Raw genomic sequence first — 19,604 nt, forward strand, 5'->3', positions numbered from 1 at the left:
CTCTCGTCCCTAGCGCTGAATACGCTACGGGATGCAGAGGTTTTTTTGTTGCATACCGTTTGAGGAGGAAATGAGAATGACAGACACACAGCCGAAGCACGGCTATCAACCGCAAAGTATTGAACCAAAATGGCAGAAATATTGGGATGAGAACAAGACGTTTCGTACCGGAGAAGAGCCGGGCAAACCGAAGTTTTATGCTTTGGATATGTTCCCTTACCCGTCTGGAGCTGGTCTGCACGTAGGCCATCCGGAGGGCTACACGGCAACGGATATTGTTTCGCGTTATAAAAGAATGCGCGGCTACAACGTACTGCATCCGATGGGTTGGGACGCTTTCGGTCTGCCTGCCGAGCAGCATGCGCTCGATACAGGTGAGCATCCGCGTGAAATTACGGTGAAAAACGTAAATAACTTCCGCCGTCAGATCAAATCGCTCGGTTTTTCGTACGACTGGGATCGTGAAATCAGTACGACTGATCCTGATTACTATAAATGGACACAATGGATCTTCATCCAATTGTACAAGCGCGGTCTTGCTTATGTAGCTGAAGTACCCGTGAACTGGTGTCCTGCGCTGGGAACCGTGCTGGCGAATGAAGAAGTTATTGATGGTAAGAGTGAGCGTGGCGGTCATCCGGTCATCCGTAAACCAATGCGTCAATGGATGCTGAAAATTACGGAATACGCGGATCGTCTGCTGGATGATCTGGAGGAGCTGGATTGGTCCGAGAGCATTAAGGATATGCAACGGAACTGGATTGGCAAATCTACCGGGGCTGAGGTTATTTTTCCAATTGAAGGCCATGACAAGCAGCTGACGGTATTTACAACCCGTCCGGATACGCTGTTTGGTGCGAGCTACTGTGTGCTGGCTCCAGAGCAGGAACTGGTGGAAATCATCACTACACCTGAACAAAAGGATGCTGTACATCAATACCGTGAGCAAGCTGCTCGTAAAAGCGATCTGGAGCGTACGGATCTGGCTAAGGATAAAACAGGCGTGTTCACAGGTGCTTATGCGGTGAACCCGGTGAACGGTGAAAAGCTGCCCATCTGGATTGCCGACTATGTGCTGGCAGGCTACGGAACAGGCGCAATTATGGCTGTACCGGGTCACGATACACGTGACTGGGAATTTGCCAAGAAATTCGGATTGAAAATCACTGAGGTTGTCCAAGGTGGAGACGTGGCTAATGAGCCATACACCGAGGATGGTCCGCACGTCAATTCAGGCCCGCTGAATGGACTTACCAACGAGGAAGCGATTCCGAAGATGATCGAATGGCTGGAAGCCGAGGGTAAAGGACAGGGCAAAGTAACCTACCGTCTGCGTGACTGGCTGTTTAGCCGCCAACGCTATTGGGGTGAGCCTATTCCGGTAATTCATCTGGAAGATGGCACGATCAAAACGGTTCCTGAGGATCAGCTGCCGCTCATGCTGCCGGAGATGGACAACATCAAGCCTTCAGGCACGGGTGAATCCCCATTGGCCAATGCAAAAGAATGGGTAGAAACCATTGATCCTGAGACAGGCATGAAAGCGCGTCGCGAGACCAACACGATGCCGCAATGGGCAGGAAGCTGCTGGTACTACCTGCGCTTTATTGATCCCAAAAATGATAAAGAGCTTGTATCCAAGGAGAAGCAGCGCGAATGGATGCCTGTTGATTTGTACATTGGCGGAGCGGAACATGCGGTTCTTCACTTGCTGTATGCTCGTTTCTGGCACAAGGTACTGTATGATCTCGGCGTAGTGGAAACGAAAGAGCCTTTCTACAAACTGGTCAACCAGGGCATGATTTTGGGCAATAACAATGAAAAAATGAGTAAATCGCGTGGTAATGTCATTAATCCTGACGATATTGTGAATACGTTTGGCGCCGATACGCTGCGTATTTATGAGATGTTTATGGGGCCGCTCGAAGCGACCAAGCCATGGAACGAGAATGGAGTTGAGGGAGCGCATCGTTTTCTGTCCCGCGTATGGCGCCTGTTTGTTTCCGAAGATGGTAGCCTGAATGATAAAATTACAAATGACGGCGGAAGCGATGAGTTCAAGCGGACCTGGCATAAAACGCTGAAAAAAGTAACTGAAGATCTGGATGCCCTGCGCTTCAATACGGCAATTAGCCAGTTGATGATTTTCACCAACGATGCATACAAAGCAGACCTTTTGCCGCGTGCAGCGATGGAAAACTTCGTGCAAATGCTGTCGCCGCTTGCACCGCATCTGGCCGAGGAATTGTGGCAGCTGCTGGGGCACAACGACAGCATTACCTACGCGGCTTGGCCTGCTTATGATGAAGCATGGACGGTGGATGCCGAAGTGGAAATTGTCGTGCAGGTGAATGGTAAAATCGTGCAGCGTGCAAAGATTGCCAAGGATCTTGATGCCAAAAAGATGGAAACATTTGCTTTGTCGCTGGACAACGTTCAGCAGATGCTGGCCGGCAAAACGGTTCGTAAGGTAATTGCTGTTCCAGGTAAGCTGGTTAATATTGTTGCCGGTTAATCGGCTTTGAGCCGAAGGAGACATTTACCTTTTGCATGTCCTCCTCATACTTGTTGTGTGTAGCCCGTATCAGTTTAGGAAAGACACTATGCAGGCTGCTGTCCAGCAGTGCAAGGGCTTCGGCGGTAATACCTCCGGGAACCGCTACCCTGGCCTGCAACTCGGCTGGTGTCATCCCGCCTTCCGTGAGCAGCTTTCCTGTGCCGATCATCATTTCACCAGTCAGGGCACCTAGCTCCGTACGGTCTATACCTGTGGCTTGAACGGCTGCTTGAATCCACTGGTCCATAAAAAAGGCCAGGAAAGCAGGTCCGCAACTGGAGAAATCCGACGTGATCCGCGTATAAGATTCTTTGACTCGAATCGGCCTGCTAATGTGAGACATAAGCTCTTCCAGAAGGGAGCGGTCCTCCTCTGTAATCCGGCTGCCATGGATGCATAGTGAGGCTCCGCTTCCCACCTGGTGGGTGATGCTCGGAATAATTTTGGACACTTTGGCTTTCAGTGCATGCTCCAAAATACGTACCTGCACCGGACTTGTGATAGATACGACGATTTGCTCTTCTGTAATGACGTTGCGTATTTCATCCGTTACGGCTTTTGATTCCAGCGGCTTCACGCAGATAAACAAAATATCGCTTTCCGCTGCCGTTTCACGGTTGCTTTGGGCTGCATGCAAACCTGGATAACGACGGGCCAGCTCGGCTACCTTGGAATGCGTTCGATTGCTTGCTGATATTTGCTGTGGCTTAAGTGCATTGGATTGAATAAAAGACTCAATCAGCAGACTTCCCATGCTGCCAGTCCCGATAAATCCAACTTTCATTGTTCAACGTCCTCCTTTCATACTTTGCGGTATAGACGCTGTCATTCTTCTTAGTGTATGCACCCGGTCTTGACCGACATGACGAATTTTATGTCTGAATATATAAGATCGTTCCCGGGGTTGTACCTCTCTTTGGAAAAATGGCTCACAGCGAAACCGTATGGAGGTTGTTTACATCCTCCCAAAATCCATGTGGAGTAGGGGACGATACGAACATGAAACGCGTATGGACAGGAACAGCGATAACGCTTGCACTAATCGGGAGTGGGCTTATTCTGTTTGCCGGAGGGCAGCGCCCTGAGCCGCAAGAAGAGTGGACTTTGCTTAACCGCAAGGTGGAGCAGGTATTAGCGGTGGAGTCAGAGCCAAGTGAGTCGCAAAGCGACGGCGATCATGCCCAAGAAAAGCATGCTGTAAAAGAGGATTCAGACAAAAAGGAACGCAGCACAGATGCCGAAGCTGTTGGCAATGTGAAGCATAGTCCAGTGCAAGGGGCTGCTGCTAATGTACAGGTTGCTGTAAGCGAAAACCCCGCTATCGGAAATGCAAGTACCGTTAAGCAACCCAACGTGGCAAATTCAAGTTCAGACATAGAGGGTGTCAGTTCGAATGGTACGGTGACTAACCCAGATACCACATCCGTATCCGGTGAAAAAAAGGTGAACATCAACACGGCGACTGCTGCCGAGTTAATGGAGCTACCGGGGGTTGGGGCTAAAAAGGCCGAAGCCATTTTAGACTACCGTAATCAGCATGGGCCGTTCCAACGTGTGAACGATTTGGATCATGTGAAGGGCATCGGCGCTAAAATGCTGGCAAAAATGAAGCCTTACGTCAGCCTGTAAGCTATACAAAGATTACGGTGACCAGGCTCTGAAAATGAATTTTAGCGGAATGATATACGTTTTAACTTGTTTATACGGGAGAGATGGTTATGAGTGCAGATGTACGCAAGGACTGGGATACTTACTTTATGGATATCGCTTATATGGTGTCCACCCGTTCGCGCTGCTCGCGGCGTCATGTCGGAGCCGTACTTGTGCAAGGTAAAAAGCTTTTGGGCACCGCTTATAATGGTGCACCGTCCGGGGTACCTGACTGCTCTGAGGCAGGCTGTATGATCTCGGAGGAGTACGAGGTTGTTCATCGTGATGGCCGTGAGGAAATGGTTAAAAAGCAACGTTGCATCCGTACGATTCATGCGGAGCAAAACCTGCTGCTGTTCACTGACCGGATTGATCGCGAAGGCTCCTCAGTATATGTTACTGACCAGCCGTGCTGGACGTGTGCCAATATGCTGGCGAACAGTGGTATTGTGGAGATTGTATACCATCGGCCCTATCCCAAAGATGCCGACAAGGTTCGTGCCATGATGGAGGAGAAGGGAATTGCCTTCCGCATGCTGGAGACCTATCACCCACCCAAGGAAACGCTCATGGATGTTAAGGATTAAAGTGTAAACGAGGAAGAACCTCTGACGAATGCTATTCTGTCAGGGGTTCTTTTTTGTTTTGCGGTTTGGACGGCAAGCAGTATTTTGCTACGGGGGGTGATTGTATTCAGGCCAAACTTGTTTTAACCAGACCTATTTTGACTCTAACCGTATATTGGATTGCAGGAAGTGCAGGAGCTTGCCTTTATTCTGGACGTATGCTCTTGTTGCTCTGGACGGGAGTGACTTTGATGCTTCCTCTTATAGCTCTACTGATGAAAATTCCTGTGCGGCATGTGGTATGGCTATGGCTTGCTTTGAGCGGTGGTGGATTCCATTGGTTTTGGCATGATACGCATAATGTGAGCAGCATTCCCGACACTCTTCATGTATCGGCTTCTATGGTGGAAGACATGCCTGTTCAAGCAGCGGGGTTTATTGCTTCCGAGGTGGAGGTAGATGGAGATCGAGCGCAGTTTGAGATGAGAGTCACTGCTATTCATCAAATGGGACGTAATTCAGAAAAAAGCAAGCAGCTTGCATCTATCTCTGAACAGGTCATCGTTCACATCAAGCTGGCTGCCAAGCAGGAGCAGCAAGTTGCGGCAGCATGGCAGCGTGGAGATGCAATTCAAATACGTGGCAGCTTGAAGGCTCCTGCCAAAGCAGGGAACTTTGGCGGCTTTGATTATAGTGAATACCTTCACACCCAGGAAATTCACTGGCTTTTTAAAGGGAATGGAGCCGCTTCACTACAGAAGCAGCAAGCTTCCCTGTGGAACCGTTACATTTTGCTCAGGTGGAATGATCAGCTTAGGGAGCAGCTGGGACAACGAATGGAAATGGCATTTACATCCCTTAATCACGCAGGATATATGAATGGACTGGTACTGGGAGTTACAGATGAGCTCGACCCGGCAACGTATAACGAATTTACGCAACTCGGGTTAACGCACATTTTAGCGATATCCGGTATGCATGTGGCGGTATATGCAGCTACACTGCTATATTTACTCAAGCTGATGCGAGTGAGTCGCGAGACGTCACTGACCATCGTGATGGTACTTATTCCGGCTTATGTTCTGCTGACAGGTGCTTCTCCATCTGTTGTGAGGGCCGGGATCATGGCGATGATCGGGTTATTTGCAGCCAGACGAGGCATGCTCAAAGACGGGCTTAACATTTTAAGTATATCAGCGTTGCTGATGCTGCTTTGGAATCCCTATTACCTGCTTAGCGTCAGCTTTCAGCTTTCCTTTTTGGTGACAGGCGGGCTGCTCATTTACATGCCGCTTATGAAGCCGTTTTTTGCTAAATGGCCTCTTCTGCTCGGCGGTGAGATTGCCATTACCATTACGGCGCAGCTTGTTTCGTTTCCAATGACAGTATTCTACTTTAATCAATTTTCGCTGTTATCGTTTATAGCTAACTTTGTGCTCGTACCACTGATCACGTATATCGTACTTCCATTGGGTACAGTAGCGATGGGAATCGCCTTTTTGTGGGGGGATGGGGCTCGTATTCTTGCGTGGCCAGCAGAGCAATTAAACGAGCTGACCTTTTTGCTTGTGAAGTGGTTGAATGTGGATGATGTTTATGTGAGTATTTGGCCATCTTCCTCCATCCTGTGGGTCATGGCGTATTATGCAGCTTTGTACAGTGTTCTGTATTGGCTCAAAACGTGGCTGACATCCCGAAGGCAAGCAGACGAAAAAATGACTGCTATAAGCTCTCCCCCCATTTCATCGCCCGTACATACAGGATTAGCAGCTTCTGCAGAATGGGCAGCTATCTTGCAAACGGCTCATGAGCCTGAGGGTGCAGGCCAATATGCGCGTCAACAATGGAGTAGTTATCGTTATTTGGCATTGGTTTTAAGCGGTATAGCCTGGATTGGCATACTGTGTGTAGGCTATCAATCTCCAGGTGGAGGGGATATGGGGATGGTTCAATACCTGGATGTGGGCCAAGGTGACAGCATTCTAATTACAACGCCGGGCGGCAAACACATTTTGGTGGATGGCGGCGGCACAATGGATTTTGCAACAGGGAAAAATGACTGGCGCAAGCGTAAAGATCCTTACGAGGTCGGTACGGATACGATTGTCCCCTTGCTCAAGCAGCGTGGTGTGCAGCGGCTGGATGCCGTTATTTTAACACATGGAGATCATGATCATGCTGGAGGATTACAGGCTGTGCTTGACCAGATTCCCGTAACAAGCTTGTTTTTCAACGGTACCCTGACAGACAAAGCACCGTTTCACAAGCTGTTGAGCACGGCTTTAAACAAGCAGATCAAGCTGTACAGTGCATACCATGGTATGGGATGGGAGCCGGATCAGGATACGAAAATCCACTTTCTTTATCCGTTTCCGTTGCAGGAGAACGAATCTGAATCGTTACCTGTTATAAAGGAGCAAAATCATTATTCCGTTGCCATGATATTGGAAATGGAGGGAGTCACTTTTTTGTTCACTGGAGATATGGATGAAGCGGCAGAATCGCTATTGCTTTCTGAATTAGCCCATTCTTCATCCCGTATGAAAGATACGGGGGAAATGGGAACTGCAAGGCAAGCTGTAGACGTTATGAAAATAGCACATCACGGCAGCAAGTATTCCACTTCGGAAGAGTGGCTATCCTACTGGCGACCAGAGATATCTGTCATTTCGGTCGGTGCGAGCAATACCTATGGACACCCGAATGAAGCGGTATTGAAGCGTTTATCGTCGGCAGGCTCTGCTATATATCGAACAGATACGATGGGAGAGATACAAATCCGTGCGCAGCAAGGAAAAATGAGTGTGCGGTACAAACGCAAACGTGAACAAACGGGGATAAAATGATTTTCCGATTATTGTTTTTATAGACATCAAAAAATAAGAATTGCTATTCCTCAAATACAAAAAGCAGGCACAGCAGCCTGCTTCTGATTTGAAGGAACCTAATCCTTAATACATTTTAGTATAGCTCCTTGGAGATTTTTTGGGTCAAGTACTCAATTCTAGGTATCATTAATGCGTCATCTACGCTTTGAATTTTCTCAGGCTTAAACAATTGAACCTTTTTTAGTTGGTAGTAGTCATACAAGACCTGATAAATTGTCAAATGGTTTAACATTAAGTATTTAGCATCAAGCATAGATCGTAGCATCTCATCTTGCAAAATCAATAATTTTGCATTGATTTCGTTAAACACACCTTTTTGTACACCCTCCTTGTAAAAATCCAACAATTGCTGTTCTCGCAACTGCAACGCCGTTCTCAAGCGGTCATATTTCTCAGGATATATGTGCTCAAATTCTTTTAAGAGAATGTCTGTAACATACACAGCAAGTAAAACTGATTTTTCAAATAGCTGCTGAAACCGGGTTCCGTACAATTGATCTGTATCCAATGAATCCATAGCCAAGTCGTTGATAAACTCAATGAGATTGTTCACAACAAATTCCATTACTTCTTCTTTAGTAGAAAAGTATTTATATAGGGTTGCCCTACTGATATCCATAATTTTTGCAATTTCATCCATACGTAATGTCTGAAATCCGTGCTTTTTTACATAGGGAGCCAGTTTCATGCTGAGTTTAATGCAGGTCTCATTTTTTTTATCTATTGCATTGCTATTGTCTACCTTGCTATCGTCGGTCACATCATTAGCCTCCAATCCAGCTTTATTATACCTGATATCATTTTTGGAATATACATTATACATTTCAAAACGTATCCCGAAAACAAAATAGACAAAAAACATATTTTTTGTTTGAAATGTAATATCTCCTATGCTATGATGAAGCTCGAAGTTAAAAATGAAGATTGGAAAGAGAGGTTTGCTAGATGAGAACACGTAGCCTGGGCAACAGTGATTTGGTCGTTTCGTCTCTTGGTTTGGGTTTAATGGGCATGTCTCCTGGAATATACGGTCAAACCAATGATGACGAATCCATTCGTACAATCCATCGTGCTTTGGAACTGGGTGTTACCTTGCTGGACACTGCAGATGTGTATGGTAATGGGCACAATGAAGAATTGCTGGGTCGGGCTTTAAAAGGCCGCCGGGATCAAGCGATTATTGCTACAAAATTTTCCTTTGGTCCAAATTTCCAAGGTATTAATGGTCACCCGGATTACGTTAAAAAAGCAGTGGACGAAAGCCTGCGTCGGTTAGGTGTGGACTACATTGATCTTTATTATCAACACCGGGTAGATCCCAATGTCCCTATTGAAGAAACCGTTGGAGCCATGGCTGAGCTGGTTAAGGCAGGGAAGGTTCGTTATCTGGGCTTATCCGAAGCTTCTGCTTCTACAATTCGACGCGCACATGCGGTACATCCGATTTCTGCTTTGCAAACCGAGTATTCTCTTTGGAGCCGGGATGTTGAGGATGAAATTTTTCCTGCGATCCAGGAATTGGGTATAACCCTTGTGGCCTACAGTCCTTTGAGCAGAGGGTTTATTTCTGGTGAGCTGCGTACATTTGAAGATCTTCAACCTGATGATGCTCGCCGGCATATGCCGCGCTTCCAGGGTGATAATTTCCAAAAAAATGTGGCTCTTGTTGATAAACTTAAAGAAGTTGCTCAAGAAAAAAACTGCACTCCTTCCCAATTGGCACTAGCCTGGACGATAGCGAAGGGCGCATTGCCGATTCCCGGAACCAAACGTATAAAATATTTGGAGGAAAATGCAGCATCCGTGGACGTTGAACTGACCTCAGAGGAATTAGCACTCATTGAAGTCGTAAGTCCGAAAAATGAGGTGCATGGCAATCGATATGCCGACGCCCATATGAGTTCCTTAAACAAGTAAGTATATGAGTCTCTCGATTAAAATATTAAACAGCTCACTCTCAAGAGTGGGCTGTTTGCTTAAGTCGAATTGGCATGGACATCATCTGTAAGGTTCGATAGAATTACATATAAATGGAAAATGAGAATCATTATTAGTTTGGAGGATTATTGTGAACTACTAAATATTCGAGTATCGGCTTGCTTGTTCCTTATTTCGTTGATGCTGGTGCTGAGTGCATGCGCTACAAGTGGGAACGGGAGTGCAGTGGTTGATGGCCAAACAGCGGATTTCAAGACCGCCTCGACCAGTGATACAATTGCTACACGTACATATGAAAGTGATAAAGGTACAGTTACTCTTCCTGAGCATCCGCAGCGTGTCGTTGTAGCAGTTGGCGACTATGTGGGCGATGTGCTTGCACTTGGGGTTACACCCGTAGGGGCTCCAGATCCCGTTTTTAATGCTCCATATTATAAGAAATACTTGAATGGGGTTGAAAATATTACAAGAATCGACTATTGGAGCTGGGCAAAGTGCTGAATAAAGAGCAGGAAGCGAAGGAGTGTCATGCTGATTTTACGTCTAAAATCGCTGAGAAAAAGCAAGCCTTGTCTGATGTCATTGATTCAGAAGGGCTGGGCAGCAAAGGTGTACCAATATTCGATCGACGACTTTTATTTTCAAGATCCGATTGCTCTGACGTATCAATTAGAACGGATATCGGATTTTCTAATTTCTAAAAAATAACCCGAATAGCAACAACATGCCAATACGGTTCGATAGATTCCAACATTGTGATGTCTTGTGAGCCAAGGGAAGGTGACTACCTTCCTTTTTTCTGTTATTCTAAGGAAGGTTACAATGGGGATTCTGGGCTTTTTGGTATAATTTTTTACATTAAAAAAATAAAATTAGCGTCAGACGTCTATCCTGCAACAATTTGCAAAGAGGATGCGTCTGTAATATTGCAGGGAGAGGGGGATCCTTTGTGGTAGAGCAGGGACTCATTCGAGCCGCTCAATCGGGCGATCGCGACGCTCTCATTACCCTATTAAGAGAGATAGAGCAGCATGTGTACCGTACGGCATATTACATTCTGAACAATGAGCAGGACGCCATGGATGCTTCACAGGAAGCTCTCATACGGATTTATTCCAAAATTAACTCTTATGAGGAAAAAGCGCAGTTCAAAACCTGGGTTCAACGCATTGTTACGAATATATGTATCGACAAATTCAGAAGGACGAAACCCTCGGTTTCCATTGAGGAGCACGACATGATCTTCAACGATCCCCAAAATGTAGAGGCTGAGGTGTTAACCTCCTACATGGCACAGGATGTTCGTGAAGCGATACAGCAGCTTCCAGAGCACCATCGGACAGTGATCGTCTTGAGATATTTGCAGGATTTCTCCTATAACGAAATTGCCGATTCTTTGGATTTGCCGCTCAATACGGTCAAGTCATACTTATATCGTGCAAGACAGCAGTTGCAAGGGCTACTTCAGGATTATCAGAAAGGTGGTGTATCAGGATGAAGTGTGAGGAAGAGGTGATGGATTGGATGCAGCGTTATGTGGATCATGAGCTGGGCGAAGAAGAGACGTCCCAATTAATGAACCATATTGCGACTTGCCCGGACTGTGCGGAAAAATTTCATATTCTTCAGACACTCTCTCGCGAGCTGGAGGAATTACCTGCGGTTTCCCCGGCGTTCAGCCTGGTGGATTCCATCATGCCTCAGCTGGATGCCATTGATCGCGCACGTGAGGAGCAGGGAAGTGCGCTTCAGGAAATGCAGCCGTTGGCTGTTGAGCCTGGACCTGGGCCTAGACAGCGTACCCAGCCTACGCCTTGGTGGAACCGTATGGGAGGACGTGCGGCCATGGGCGTGGCTGCCGCTGCTGTTGTACTGGGAATTGTAGTGTTCAATTTCCAGCCTAAAACAGTGCAGGATGCGGAAGGCATACTTACATCCCAGTCGCCTGAAGTGACGACTCAGCAGAATCAGACTGGAATTTCAGATGCGACGAATGGTAGTGGAGGCCATGATGCAGCCATTGGATCGGACTCGACCAACCCGCCGTTAGAGCAGGGACAAGGAACGGATGCCTCTCAGCCATCTGCAGGTGAAGAGCCTGATTCGAGCAAACAGGGTGTAACAGGCGCAGATCATGAAAATAATCCTTCCAACCCGGATGCTGCAAAACGTGACAATCAGCGTGGGGAGGGAGACTCGGCGAAGTCTGCGTCAGCTGGAGCTTCTTCTCAGCAGGATCGAAAGCAGAAACAGCCAGAATCGGATAGTCAAGCGACCAAGGAGAATCCGTCGATGGAGAATTTCGTACAGGATGCTCCCAAGTCCGATGACAAACGGCTAATGCAGGAAAAATCCAAACAATCGACGATAGCCCCTGATCAGCAGCAGGAATCAAGAATGGAAAATGCACCTATAGCGGGTGCAGGGACTGCTCAGGATGGTAATAACAACAACACAGCTACGGATGATTCATCTTTTTCGCTGAGTCAGGAACTGAAGACGCAGGATCAAACAGCTTCGAATGGAACGCCAACAGATACAAGCTCCCAAAGCATTACCAAGGATTCAGGCAATGCCTTGGGGGATACCAGCAAGAGAGCCACTAACGATCAGTCATCTTCCGTGTCACAGGACCCGGTACGCAAAGAGGGCTTTGTATCTAATTCACTGGTCTCTCCAGACAGTAATAGTGCCTCCACCTTTGGCGCCCAGTCTACGTCCGAAGATCAACTGGACTCACCTGATGGCAGCTATGAGGTGGTTATTGAAGGCAAAAAGCTGAAAGTATATAAGCTCGCCGATAATGGTGTAGACCGAACAACATTGGAGGTTCGTACCTTAAAAGGAGCCTGGGTCAAGGGAAGCTGGTCGGATGATAGTCAGACCTTTATGTACGAGACGGAGCAAGACGGTACGGCAAGTAAATATACGTATACGGTCCCGCGCAGCACTGGAAAATAATTGCCGTAAGTAGTCACACATTTAAAATTAAGGAATAGATTATAAGAACCGACGTCGTATCCCGACGGTCGAAAGTTTCTAGAGCTTTCTGCTGCCGTGTTGATATAGATGGTGGTGAAGGGATCTTGCCTATAGGCGGGGTCCCTTTGTTTGTATCATGACTTGCCTTCCGGTCGGATGTCGGGTACGATCAATGGATGGGGGGAACGGAATATGGATGTAAAAGCAGCTGCTAAGGCTATTCGCAAGGGCGATATTTCGCCTGTGTATTTGCTATACGGCAGTGAAAAATACCAGATGAAGCAGTTCGTCGAGATGCTCAAGGAAAAAGTGGTGGAAGAGGAGCATCGTGATTTTGCCATTATTCCTTATGATCTGACGGAAACGCCAATCGAGCTGGTCGTGGAGGAAGCGGAAACTGCGCCTTTTCTGGTGCCGAAAAAGCTGATTATTGTCCGGGATACAAGTGTATTTGCAGCAGGCAAAGATAGCGGCAAGATTGAGCACCGCATTGAGACGCTGTTGGCTTATATGGATAACCCGACTGATTATAGCGTTATCGTTTTTATGGTTCAGGCCGAAAAGCTGGATGAACGGAAAAAGATTGTCAAAAGACTGAAAAGTGATGCTTCGGTGATTGCCTTTTCCCCGTTGGGTGGAGATGACCTTATAGCTTGGGTTCATAAGCGTGCAGGGGAAAGGGAGGTCCAATTAGCTGCAGGAGCTGCAGAGACCCTCATTCAATATACAGGTACAGGGCTGCAATCCTTGGCTGCCGAGATAGACAAGCTGTGCTTGTATGCAGGAGCACAAGGAACGATTTCATCTACGGATATCGAATCTCTTGTGCCTCGTAGTACAGAGCAAAACGTATTTGCGATGGTTGAGAATCTGGCTAATTTGCGGCTGGATCAGGCGCTTGGTATTTTTTATGAGCTGCTCAAGCAAAAAGAGGAACCAATCAAGATTGCAGCTTTGATCACACGGCAGTTCCGCATTATATTGCAGGTTAAGGAACTGGCAGGTCAAAGTTATTCCCAGCAGCAAATTGCGAGTCAGCTTAGCTTGCATCCTTACGGGGTAAAAGTTGCGGGGGAGCAGGCCAGGAGGTTCCGTCCCGAACAACTGCGTCAGCTTCTCTTCGAGTTGGGCGAGCTGGATTATCATATGAAAACAGGTGTTGTTGATAAGGTACTGGGACTGGAGTTATTTTTGATGAAAATGGGTATGGGGGCTTCAGTTTAACCCCTCCCAGGTGCAGAGTGATTTTTAAGGGAAACTAAAAAATCCTGATCAGCCGAGGCTGGTCAGGATTTTTTCATTAACGTATAAAAGTAGCTCTTGCTTACGCTTGAGCTGTAAGAGCGTTAAGTTTTTTCGCCAAGCGGGATTTCTTGCGAGCAGCTGCATTTTTGTGGATCAGACCTTTAGTTACAGCCTTGTCCAGCTTTTGGGAAGCTACTTTGAAAGCAGCAGCAGCAACTTCAGCTTCGTTACCCACCAACGCTGTATCGGCAGCTTTTACTGCTGTACGAAGCGCGGATTTTTGGGAAGCGTTCAACGCACGGCGTTTGTCGCTCGTTTTAACGCGTTTGATAGCGGATTTAATGTTTGGCATTACATTCACCTCCTGTAAAGGCATTACTTATGAACACAAACGTTTCACAACTTAAAATATTTTAGCACGCTACACCTCAAAATGCAATAAGAAAACATTCTGCGGCTACGCAAATGACAGGATGAAAATGGATGTGCATAAACCTGTTGGGTGTCTCGCACACTATAGCCAGAGATGGTATACAAGGAGGCTTAAAAGATGGATCTGGACTTGCAGAAGTATGCGGTACGCACGGATTTGGCACTGGAGGCAAGAGAGCTGGCAGCACGGGATCAGCCTGCACCGCTGGCGGGCATCAGTGAGGATGTAGAGGAAGATAACGGGATTAAAATTACGCGTCTGGATGTACTTAATGAAGAAGGGGCTAATCGTATTGGACGGGTACAAGGGCATTATATCACGCTGGAAGTACCTGGATTACGAGGAGGTGATACCGGGCTCCAGGAACGAGTAGCTGTTGCATTTGCGAAAGAGATGGAGCATTTTATACAAAAAATAGGTATCTCCAAAACGGCACGGGTACTTGTGGTCGGTCTTGGGAACTGGAACGTCACTCCCGATTCGCTGGGCCCGCTTGTCGTTGAAAATCTGATGGTAACCCGTCAATATTTTGAATTAACGCCTGATCAGGTCAACCCGGGCTATCGGGATGTAAGCGCCATTGCACCGGGTGTTCTCGGTATTACGGGAATCGAGTCCAGTGAAATTGTGCAAGGCATCGTAGATCGCACCAAACCAGAGCTGATTATTGCTATTGATGCTCTGGCGTCACGTTCACTGGAGCGCGTCAATACGACCATTCAGGTGGCAGATATCGGGATACACCCGGGATCAGGAATTGGCAACAAGCGACGCGGCATCACCAAGGATATTATGGGTGTTCCATGCATTGCCATCGGCGTGCCTACGGTATGCTACGCTTCAACCATCGTAAATAATGTAATTGAATTGATGAAAACACATTTTGCCAAAGAAAAAGCATCTACGAAGGCGATACTGGGGATGCTGGACGATATTTCAGAGCCTGAGAGACTCGGGCTGGTGAGAGAGGTGCTTCAACCGTTGGGGCATGATCTGATTGTGACCCCTAAAGAGATTGATGAATTTATTGAGGATATCGCGAATATCATTGCAACCGGGCTGAACGCTGCTCTGCATGAGGCTGTTGATCCCGGCAATGTCGCCGCTTATACGCATTAATGCAAGGTTAGTCAAATCATCTTTCCTAAACACCCAATTCTCTATTTAACAGGTAACCTATCTCTCTCAAAAAGGGATGGGCTCTACCTGTAGATAGAGATTTTTTGTGTTCTAGCAATTGTTCTTCGTTCATAGAGTTGAAGTATAAGAGATTTCCGCAGCAGATAGGAACCCTATGTTCCGAATGTAAAAGCGGGTTTCGACGGGACGAAGGAGGACAAGGCTCACATGAAAAAAATTCAGACCTGGAACGTCGGAAGATGGAGAAGAAAGGGTATCGAAATTTTGGCGATGGGACATACGCTAGTGCTGCTTATTATGGGCTCGGCGCTTTTATTTGTCGTACTGGGGCTAGGGGGACTGGCCGAAAATCGTTTGCAAACCTCTCCCGTTTCTTCGATGAAAGGATTCGCAGGTTCGGTGTCCAGCGGTTTTTTTGCGGATCTGCTTGGTATGGAGGTGCCGCATCTGGCACAGAAAAAGCAACAATCTTCGTTGTCGGGTGAACAGTGGTCGCCTTTTGTTTTTCAAATGCTTACAGGCATTAACCCACAAGATCCGAAAAGTCTTATTTCCCGCGAAATTCCCGGCATGTCTGCAGATGCGCCTGTCTTGCTGCGCAAGGGATCAGGGAACGACAAGGTAGAGGCTCCTGCAGATTATCAGCCCGATCAGGGAACGACGGATGCTCCCGGTGGCGCAGATGCTTCTGCGAACCCGCCGAATCATGATGCTGCTACGCCAGATTTGCCGACAACACCGGAAACGGACCCTGCAAAAGAGGATGATTCAGGTGATACAGCCAAAGGAGAAAAGCGTATATTAATCTACCATTCTCATCCCAGAGAAGCGTATAACCCACTACTCAGCAAAACCAGTTCCAATCCCAATTCCGGTTCTAAATCGGCGAATGTGTCAAGGGTGGGGGACTTTGTGAAAAAGAGACTGGAGAAGCAAGGAATAAACACGCTGCATGTAAACAGGGACTATGCCTCCGTTGTGCAAAATTACAATTGGAACTACTCCTATAAATATTCACGTGAAACCGTCAAGGAAGCTTTAGCGAGCAATAAGGATTTAACTTATCTGCTTGATATCCACAGAGATTCCCAGCGTCACAGTAAAACGACAGCCACCATTAATGGACTTTCTTATGCCAAAGTCTATTTCATTATCGGTCATGACAATAAAAACTGGCGCAAAAATGAAGCTTTCGCTGCCCGTATTCATGAAAAGCTGGAAAAATCGTATCACGGCGTATCACGCGGAGTATGGGGAAAAGATGGTGGTAAAGGCAACAATGGAGAGTACAACCAAAGCCTGTCTCCCCATAGCATTTTGATTGAAATTGGCGGTATTGATAACACCGAGGAGGAGTTAAAGCGTACCTCGGACGTTTTGGCGGATATGATCAGCGAAGTATATTGGGAGGACCAAAAAGCGCAGAAAGCGGGCACGAATGTATCGGATACCAAAAAGAGCAACAGTGGCAATTAAATGAAGGCGGTTTGACAGTGGAAAGGTGAAAGTGGAGAGGGGAAAAAATAATGTCCGGACATTTTCGTAAAAAAGCGCTTGGATTTGTGCTTCTGATTGGGGTAGGCGTGTTACTTGGTATGCAACTGGCAGGCTCTGGCTTGCGCTCAGTCTATGGACCGGAATGGGACCGGGACCCGATTCAATCCATTAATCAACAGAAGGCCGAATATGAGCAGACGGTTATTGAGGATACTCCGGCAGCCAATGTCCGTGTCTATAGCCGTACGAATGACGCAAGTGGAACTGTCGAAATTAAGCCGCAAACCGGCATGAATGAAGCGAATACTGACGAACGCAATGAGGATCAGTATGCACATGAGACACGTGAATGGTATACGACAACTGCACAGGATGCCAGTACCCGGCAGAGCCGAGAGACACCTCGTGAACTGCTAGCCGTCAAGGCGCAACCGGCTTCGGTGGATACGATGGCAGACAAAACGGCTGGGCTGCTGCAAAACCTGTCGAGGAAGGGGATTCGCTGGGTCGTGTCTGTATTTGATGGAGTAACCGAATAGAAATATTGCTGACCCCCCTTACAACTGCTATAATAAGCTGATTGACACTAGGCATTGTGTGGGGGTAAGGCATGACTGACATTTTGGCAAGACAACGTAAAATTCGGAACTTTAGTATCATTGCACATATAGACCATGGCAAATCCACGCTGGCTGACCGGATTCTGGAGTACACCGGTGCACTCACTTCCCGTGAAATGCAGGAGCAGGTGCTTGATCAGATGGAGCTGGAGCGGGAGCGCGGGATTACGATCAAGCTCCAGGCAGTGCGACTCACTTATAAGGCCGATGACGGCGAAGAGTACATTTTGAATTTGATTGACACACCGGGACACGTCGATTTTACGTATGAGGTATCCCGCAGCTTGGCTGCCTGCGAAGGTGCTTTGCTGGTAGTAGACGCAGCCCAGGGAATTGAGGCACAGACACTCGCTAACGTTTATTTGGCGCTGGACAACAATCTGGAGATTTTGCCGGTGCTTAACAAAATTGATTTGCCGAGTGCCGATCCCGAACGGGTAAAGCAGGAAATTGAGGATGTTATCGGCTTGGACACAAGCGAAACCGTACATGCTTCAGCCAAAGCTGGAATCGGTATCAAGGAAATTCTGGAACAGGTAGTCAGAAGTGTGCCTGCTCCGCAAGGAAATCCGGATAATCCACTCAAGGCGCTTATCTTCGATTCGCATTATGATCCTTATAAAGGCGTTATCGTATATGTACGTGTTGTGGATGGCAGTATCCGTGCAGGTTCAAAAATCAAGATGATGGCGACGGACAAAACGTTTGAGGTCATCGAGGTCGGAGCATTTATGCCCCGCATGAGTATTGTAAACGAACTGAATGTCGGTGATGTTGGCTTTATCGTTGCCGGAATTAAGCATGTGGGCGATACACGTGTCGGGGATACCGTGACGGATGCAAAAAATCCAACACCAGAACCGATGCCAGGCTATCGAAAGATCAATCCGATGGTATATTGCGGTCTCTATCCAATCGAAACGTCCGAGTATAACGATCTGCGTGAGGCACTTGAAAAGCTGCAGCTGAACGATGCTTCGCTCAGTTTTGAGCCGGAAACATCCAGCGCGCTGGGCTTCGGCTTCCGTTGCGGTTTCCTCGGTTTGCTTCATATGGACGTTATTCAGGAACGTATTGAGCGTGAGTTCAATATTCCGCTGATTACAACGGCACCAAGCGTTATTTACCGTGTGCAATTGACCAATGGGGAAACCATTGAAATTGATAACCCGTCCAATTACCCGGAAGTAGGACGGATCGAGCATGTGGAAGAACCGTATGTAAAGGCAGGCATTATTGTGCCTAACGATTACGTAGGTACAGTCATGGAACTTTGCCAGAGCAAGCGCGGCGAGTACGTGAATATGGAGTATCTGGATACGACACGGGTAACCATTACGTATCAGATTCCGCTGTCTGAAATCGTGTATGATTTCTTCGATCAGCTTAAATCCAGTACTAAAGGTTATGCTTCCTTTGATTATGAGATTTCAGGCTATCGCCAGTCCAATCTGGTGAAAATGGATATTCTGTTGAATGGCGAGCAGGTCGATGCACTGTCGTTCATCGTGCATAAAGAGCGGGCTTACCATCGCGGACGTATCATTTGTGAGAAGCTGCGCGAGCTCATTCCGCGTCAAATGTTCGAGGTGCCGATTCAGGCATCTGTCGGAACAAAGGTTGTTGCGCGTGAAACCGTAAAGGCTATGCGTAAAAACGTCTTGGCCAAATGCTATGGCGGCGATATTTCCCGTAAACGGAAGCTGCTTGAGAAGCAAAAAGAGGGCAAGAAGCGCATGAAGCAGGTGGGTAACGTAGAAGTACCTCAGGAAGCATTTATGGCGGTACTAAAAATAGATGAGTAAAGCTGCTTGAAGTATTCGTCCATTCTTTCATGGGGCATTAGCCATGCATGGAGAATGGGCTTTCTTTATTTGAGCAAGCTATTCAGGATAGAGAGCTCGTTCAAGTTGTTTTTCTTTTACTGCAACACCTACACCATAAAAAATGGCCGATTGACGGCGGGCAGCAGCGAAGTGGATGGAATCGTTCTGAAGAAGCGGCAGCGATCGGAAGAATGATCCATCGACGAAGCGACCTCCCTCCTCATTCGCCATTTTTTCCAACCACCATATTCTGAATTAACAA

Annotated in this window: 18 protein-coding genes and 1 other annotated feature (1 of these 19 cut by a window edge); of the genes, 14 read left to right on the top strand and 4 right to left on the bottom strand. The window is 47.3% G+C overall.

The window, feature by feature from the left end; genetic code table 11:
* Positions 1–14 (top strand) — a binding site (T-box leader) (it extends 244 nt beyond the left edge of the window).
* A gap of 62 nt (positions 15–76) precedes the next feature.
* Complete coding sequence (leuS, locus tag B4V02_RS08210) at positions 77–2,515, top strand: leucine--tRNA ligase (protein ID WP_094154432.1); 2,439 nt, start codon at positions 77–79, stop codon at positions 2,513–2,515.
* Here the strand turns inward: leuS and comER are convergent.
* Positions 2,496–3,341, bottom strand: a complete 846-nt coding sequence (gene comER / locus B4V02_RS08215) for a late competence protein ComER (RefSeq protein WP_094154433.1) — start codon at positions 3,339–3,341, stop codon at positions 2,496–2,498. The two genes, leuS and comER, sit on opposite strands and share 20 nt — an antisense overlap.
* Before the next feature lie 215 nt (positions 3,342–3,556).
* On the opposite strand from comER, the gene B4V02_RS08220 reads away from it, so the two are divergent.
* From B4V02_RS08220 to B4V02_RS08230, 3 genes are all read left to right on the top strand, one after another.
* Positions 3,557–4,186 carry a ComEA family DNA-binding protein gene (locus B4V02_RS08220; RefSeq protein ID WP_094154434.1) on the top strand — a complete coding sequence of 210 codons (630 nt, stop codon included), beginning with the start codon at positions 3,557–3,559 and terminating at the stop codon, positions 4,184–4,186.
* A gap of 89 nt (positions 4,187–4,275) precedes the next feature.
* The gene (locus B4V02_RS08225) at positions 4,276–4,794 is read left to right on the top strand and encodes a deoxycytidylate deaminase (protein ID WP_094154435.1); all 519 of its coding nucleotides are present in this window, start codon (positions 4,276–4,278) and stop codon (positions 4,792–4,794) included.
* A gap of 230 nt (positions 4,795–5,024) precedes the next feature.
* Entirely contained in the window at positions 5,025–7,619 is a 2,595-nt protein-coding gene (locus B4V02_RS08230; protein ID WP_244188535.1) for a ComEC/Rec2 family competence protein, read from the top strand.
* A gap of 115 nt (positions 7,620–7,734) precedes the next feature.
* On the opposite strand, the gene B4V02_RS08235 is transcribed toward B4V02_RS08230, so the two are convergent.
* Positions 7,735–8,421, bottom strand: coding sequence for a TetR/AcrR family transcriptional regulator (locus tag B4V02_RS08235; protein ID WP_007431292.1), 687 nt, complete (start codon positions 8,419–8,421; stop codon positions 7,735–7,737).
* A 185-nt stretch (positions 8,422–8,606) separates the two neighbouring features.
* Between B4V02_RS08235 and B4V02_RS08240 the strand changes: the two genes are divergently transcribed.
* From B4V02_RS08240 to holA, 6 genes are all read left to right on the top strand, one after another.
* Entirely contained in the window at positions 8,607–9,578 is a 972-nt protein-coding gene (locus tag B4V02_RS08240) for an aldo/keto reductase (protein WP_094154436.1), read from the top strand.
* A 120-nt stretch (positions 9,579–9,698) separates the two neighbouring features.
* Positions 9,699–10,100, top strand: coding sequence for an ABC transporter substrate-binding protein (locus tag B4V02_RS08245; protein ID WP_157739723.1), 402 nt, complete (start codon positions 9,699–9,701; stop codon positions 10,098–10,100).
* Positions 10,094–10,300 carry a hypothetical protein gene (locus tag B4V02_RS25855; protein WP_167383751.1) on the top strand — a complete coding sequence of 69 codons (207 nt, stop codon included), beginning with the start codon at positions 10,094–10,096 and terminating at the stop codon, positions 10,298–10,300. The genes B4V02_RS08245 and B4V02_RS25855 overlap by 7 nt, the downstream gene beginning before the upstream one ends.
* 248 nt (positions 10,301–10,548) lie before the next feature.
* The gene (locus tag B4V02_RS08250; protein WP_007431288.1) at positions 10,549–11,097 is read left to right on the top strand and encodes an RNA polymerase sigma factor; all 549 of its coding nucleotides are present in this window, start codon (positions 10,549–10,551) and stop codon (positions 11,095–11,097) included.
* The gene (locus tag B4V02_RS08255; RefSeq protein ID WP_094154437.1) at positions 11,094–12,560 is read left to right on the top strand and encodes an anti-sigma factor; all 1,467 of its coding nucleotides are present in this window, start codon (positions 11,094–11,096) and stop codon (positions 12,558–12,560) included. Before B4V02_RS08250 ends, B4V02_RS08255 begins: the two co-directional genes overlap by 4 nt.
* 213 nt (positions 12,561–12,773) lie before the next feature.
* On the top strand, positions 12,774–13,805 hold the full coding sequence (holA, locus tag B4V02_RS08260) for a DNA polymerase III subunit delta (RefSeq protein WP_043891110.1): 1,032 nt from the start codon (positions 12,774–12,776) through the stop codon (positions 13,803–13,805).
* A gap of 100 nt (positions 13,806–13,905) precedes the next feature.
* On the opposite strand, the gene rpsT is transcribed toward holA, so the two are convergent.
* Entirely contained in the window at positions 13,906–14,178 is a 273-nt protein-coding gene (gene rpsT, locus B4V02_RS08265; protein ID WP_007431285.1) for a 30S ribosomal protein S20, read from the bottom strand.
* A gap of 198 nt (positions 14,179–14,376) precedes the next feature.
* On the opposite strand from rpsT, the gene gpr reads away from it, so the two are divergent.
* From gpr to lepA, 4 genes are all read left to right on the top strand, one after another.
* Positions 14,377–15,378, top strand: a complete 1,002-nt coding sequence (gene gpr / locus B4V02_RS08270) for a GPR endopeptidase (protein WP_094154438.1) — start codon at positions 14,377–14,379, stop codon at positions 15,376–15,378.
* 228 nt (positions 15,379–15,606) lie between these two features.
* Positions 15,607–16,875, top strand: coding sequence for a stage II sporulation protein P (locus tag B4V02_RS08275; RefSeq protein ID WP_094154439.1), 1,269 nt, complete (start codon positions 15,607–15,609; stop codon positions 16,873–16,875).
* Positions 16,876–16,925: 50 nt separating this feature from the next.
* Entirely contained in the window at positions 16,926–17,435 is a 510-nt protein-coding gene (locus B4V02_RS08280; RefSeq protein ID WP_094154440.1) for a DUF3679 domain-containing protein, read from the top strand.
* A 71-nt stretch (positions 17,436–17,506) separates the two neighbouring features.
* Positions 17,507–19,321 (top strand): translation elongation factor 4, encoded by a 1,815-nt coding sequence (gene lepA, locus B4V02_RS08285; protein ID WP_007431281.1) that lies wholly within the window; start codon positions 17,507–17,509, stop codon positions 19,319–19,321.
* Between the two features lie 78 nt (positions 19,322–19,399).
* On the opposite strand, the gene B4V02_RS25860 is transcribed toward lepA, so the two are convergent.
* Entirely contained in the window at positions 19,400–19,573 is a 174-nt protein-coding gene (locus B4V02_RS25860; RefSeq protein ID WP_157739725.1) for a hypothetical protein, read from the bottom strand.
* Between the last annotated feature and the right edge of the window lie 31 nt (positions 19,574–19,604).

Source organism: Paenibacillus kribbensis (assembly GCF_002240415.1).
Taxonomy (GTDB): domain Bacteria; phylum Bacillota; class Bacilli; order Paenibacillales; family Paenibacillaceae; genus Paenibacillus; species Paenibacillus kribbensis.

Coding starts and splice junctions, on each gene's coding strand:
- gpr (WP_094154438.1), top strand. CDS start 14,377: ATGGATCTGGACTTGCAGAAGTATGCGGTACGCACGGATTTGGCACTG.
- B4V02_RS08275 (WP_094154439.1), top strand. CDS start 15,607: ATGAAAAAAATTCAGACCTGGAACGTCGGAAGATGGAGAAGAAAGGGT.
- B4V02_RS08245 (WP_157739723.1), top strand. CDS start 9,699: ATGAGAATCATTATTAGTTTGGAGGATTATTGTGAACTACTAAATATT.
- leuS (WP_094154432.1), top strand. CDS start 77: ATGACAGACACACAGCCGAAGCACGGCTATCAACCGCAAAGTATTGAA.
- B4V02_RS08280 (WP_094154440.1), top strand. CDS start 16,926: ATGTCCGGACATTTTCGTAAAAAAGCGCTTGGATTTGTGCTTCTGATT.
- B4V02_RS08225 (WP_094154435.1), top strand. CDS start 4,276: ATGAGTGCAGATGTACGCAAGGACTGGGATACTTACTTTATGGATATC.
- B4V02_RS08220 (WP_094154434.1), top strand. CDS start 3,557: ATGAAACGCGTATGGACAGGAACAGCGATAACGCTTGCACTAATCGGG.
- B4V02_RS25860 (WP_157739725.1), bottom strand. CDS start 19,573: ATGGCGAATGAGGAGGGAGGTCGCTTCGTCGATGGATCATTCTTCCGA.
- B4V02_RS08240 (WP_094154436.1), top strand. CDS start 8,607: ATGAGAACACGTAGCCTGGGCAACAGTGATTTGGTCGTTTCGTCTCTT.
- B4V02_RS08255 (WP_094154437.1), top strand. CDS start 11,094: ATGAAGTGTGAGGAAGAGGTGATGGATTGGATGCAGCGTTATGTGGAT.
- B4V02_RS08230 (WP_244188535.1), top strand. CDS start 5,025: ATGCTTCCTCTTATAGCTCTACTGATGAAAATTCCTGTGCGGCATGTG.
- holA (WP_043891110.1), top strand. CDS start 12,774: ATGGATGTAAAAGCAGCTGCTAAGGCTATTCGCAAGGGCGATATTTCG.
- comER (WP_094154433.1), bottom strand. CDS start 3,341: ATGAAAGTTGGATTTATCGGGACTGGCAGCATGGGAAGTCTGCTGATT.
- rpsT (WP_007431285.1), bottom strand. CDS start 14,178: ATGCCAAACATTAAATCCGCTATCAAACGCGTTAAAACGAGCGACAAA.
- lepA (WP_007431281.1), top strand. CDS start 17,507: ATGACTGACATTTTGGCAAGACAACGTAAAATTCGGAACTTTAGTATC.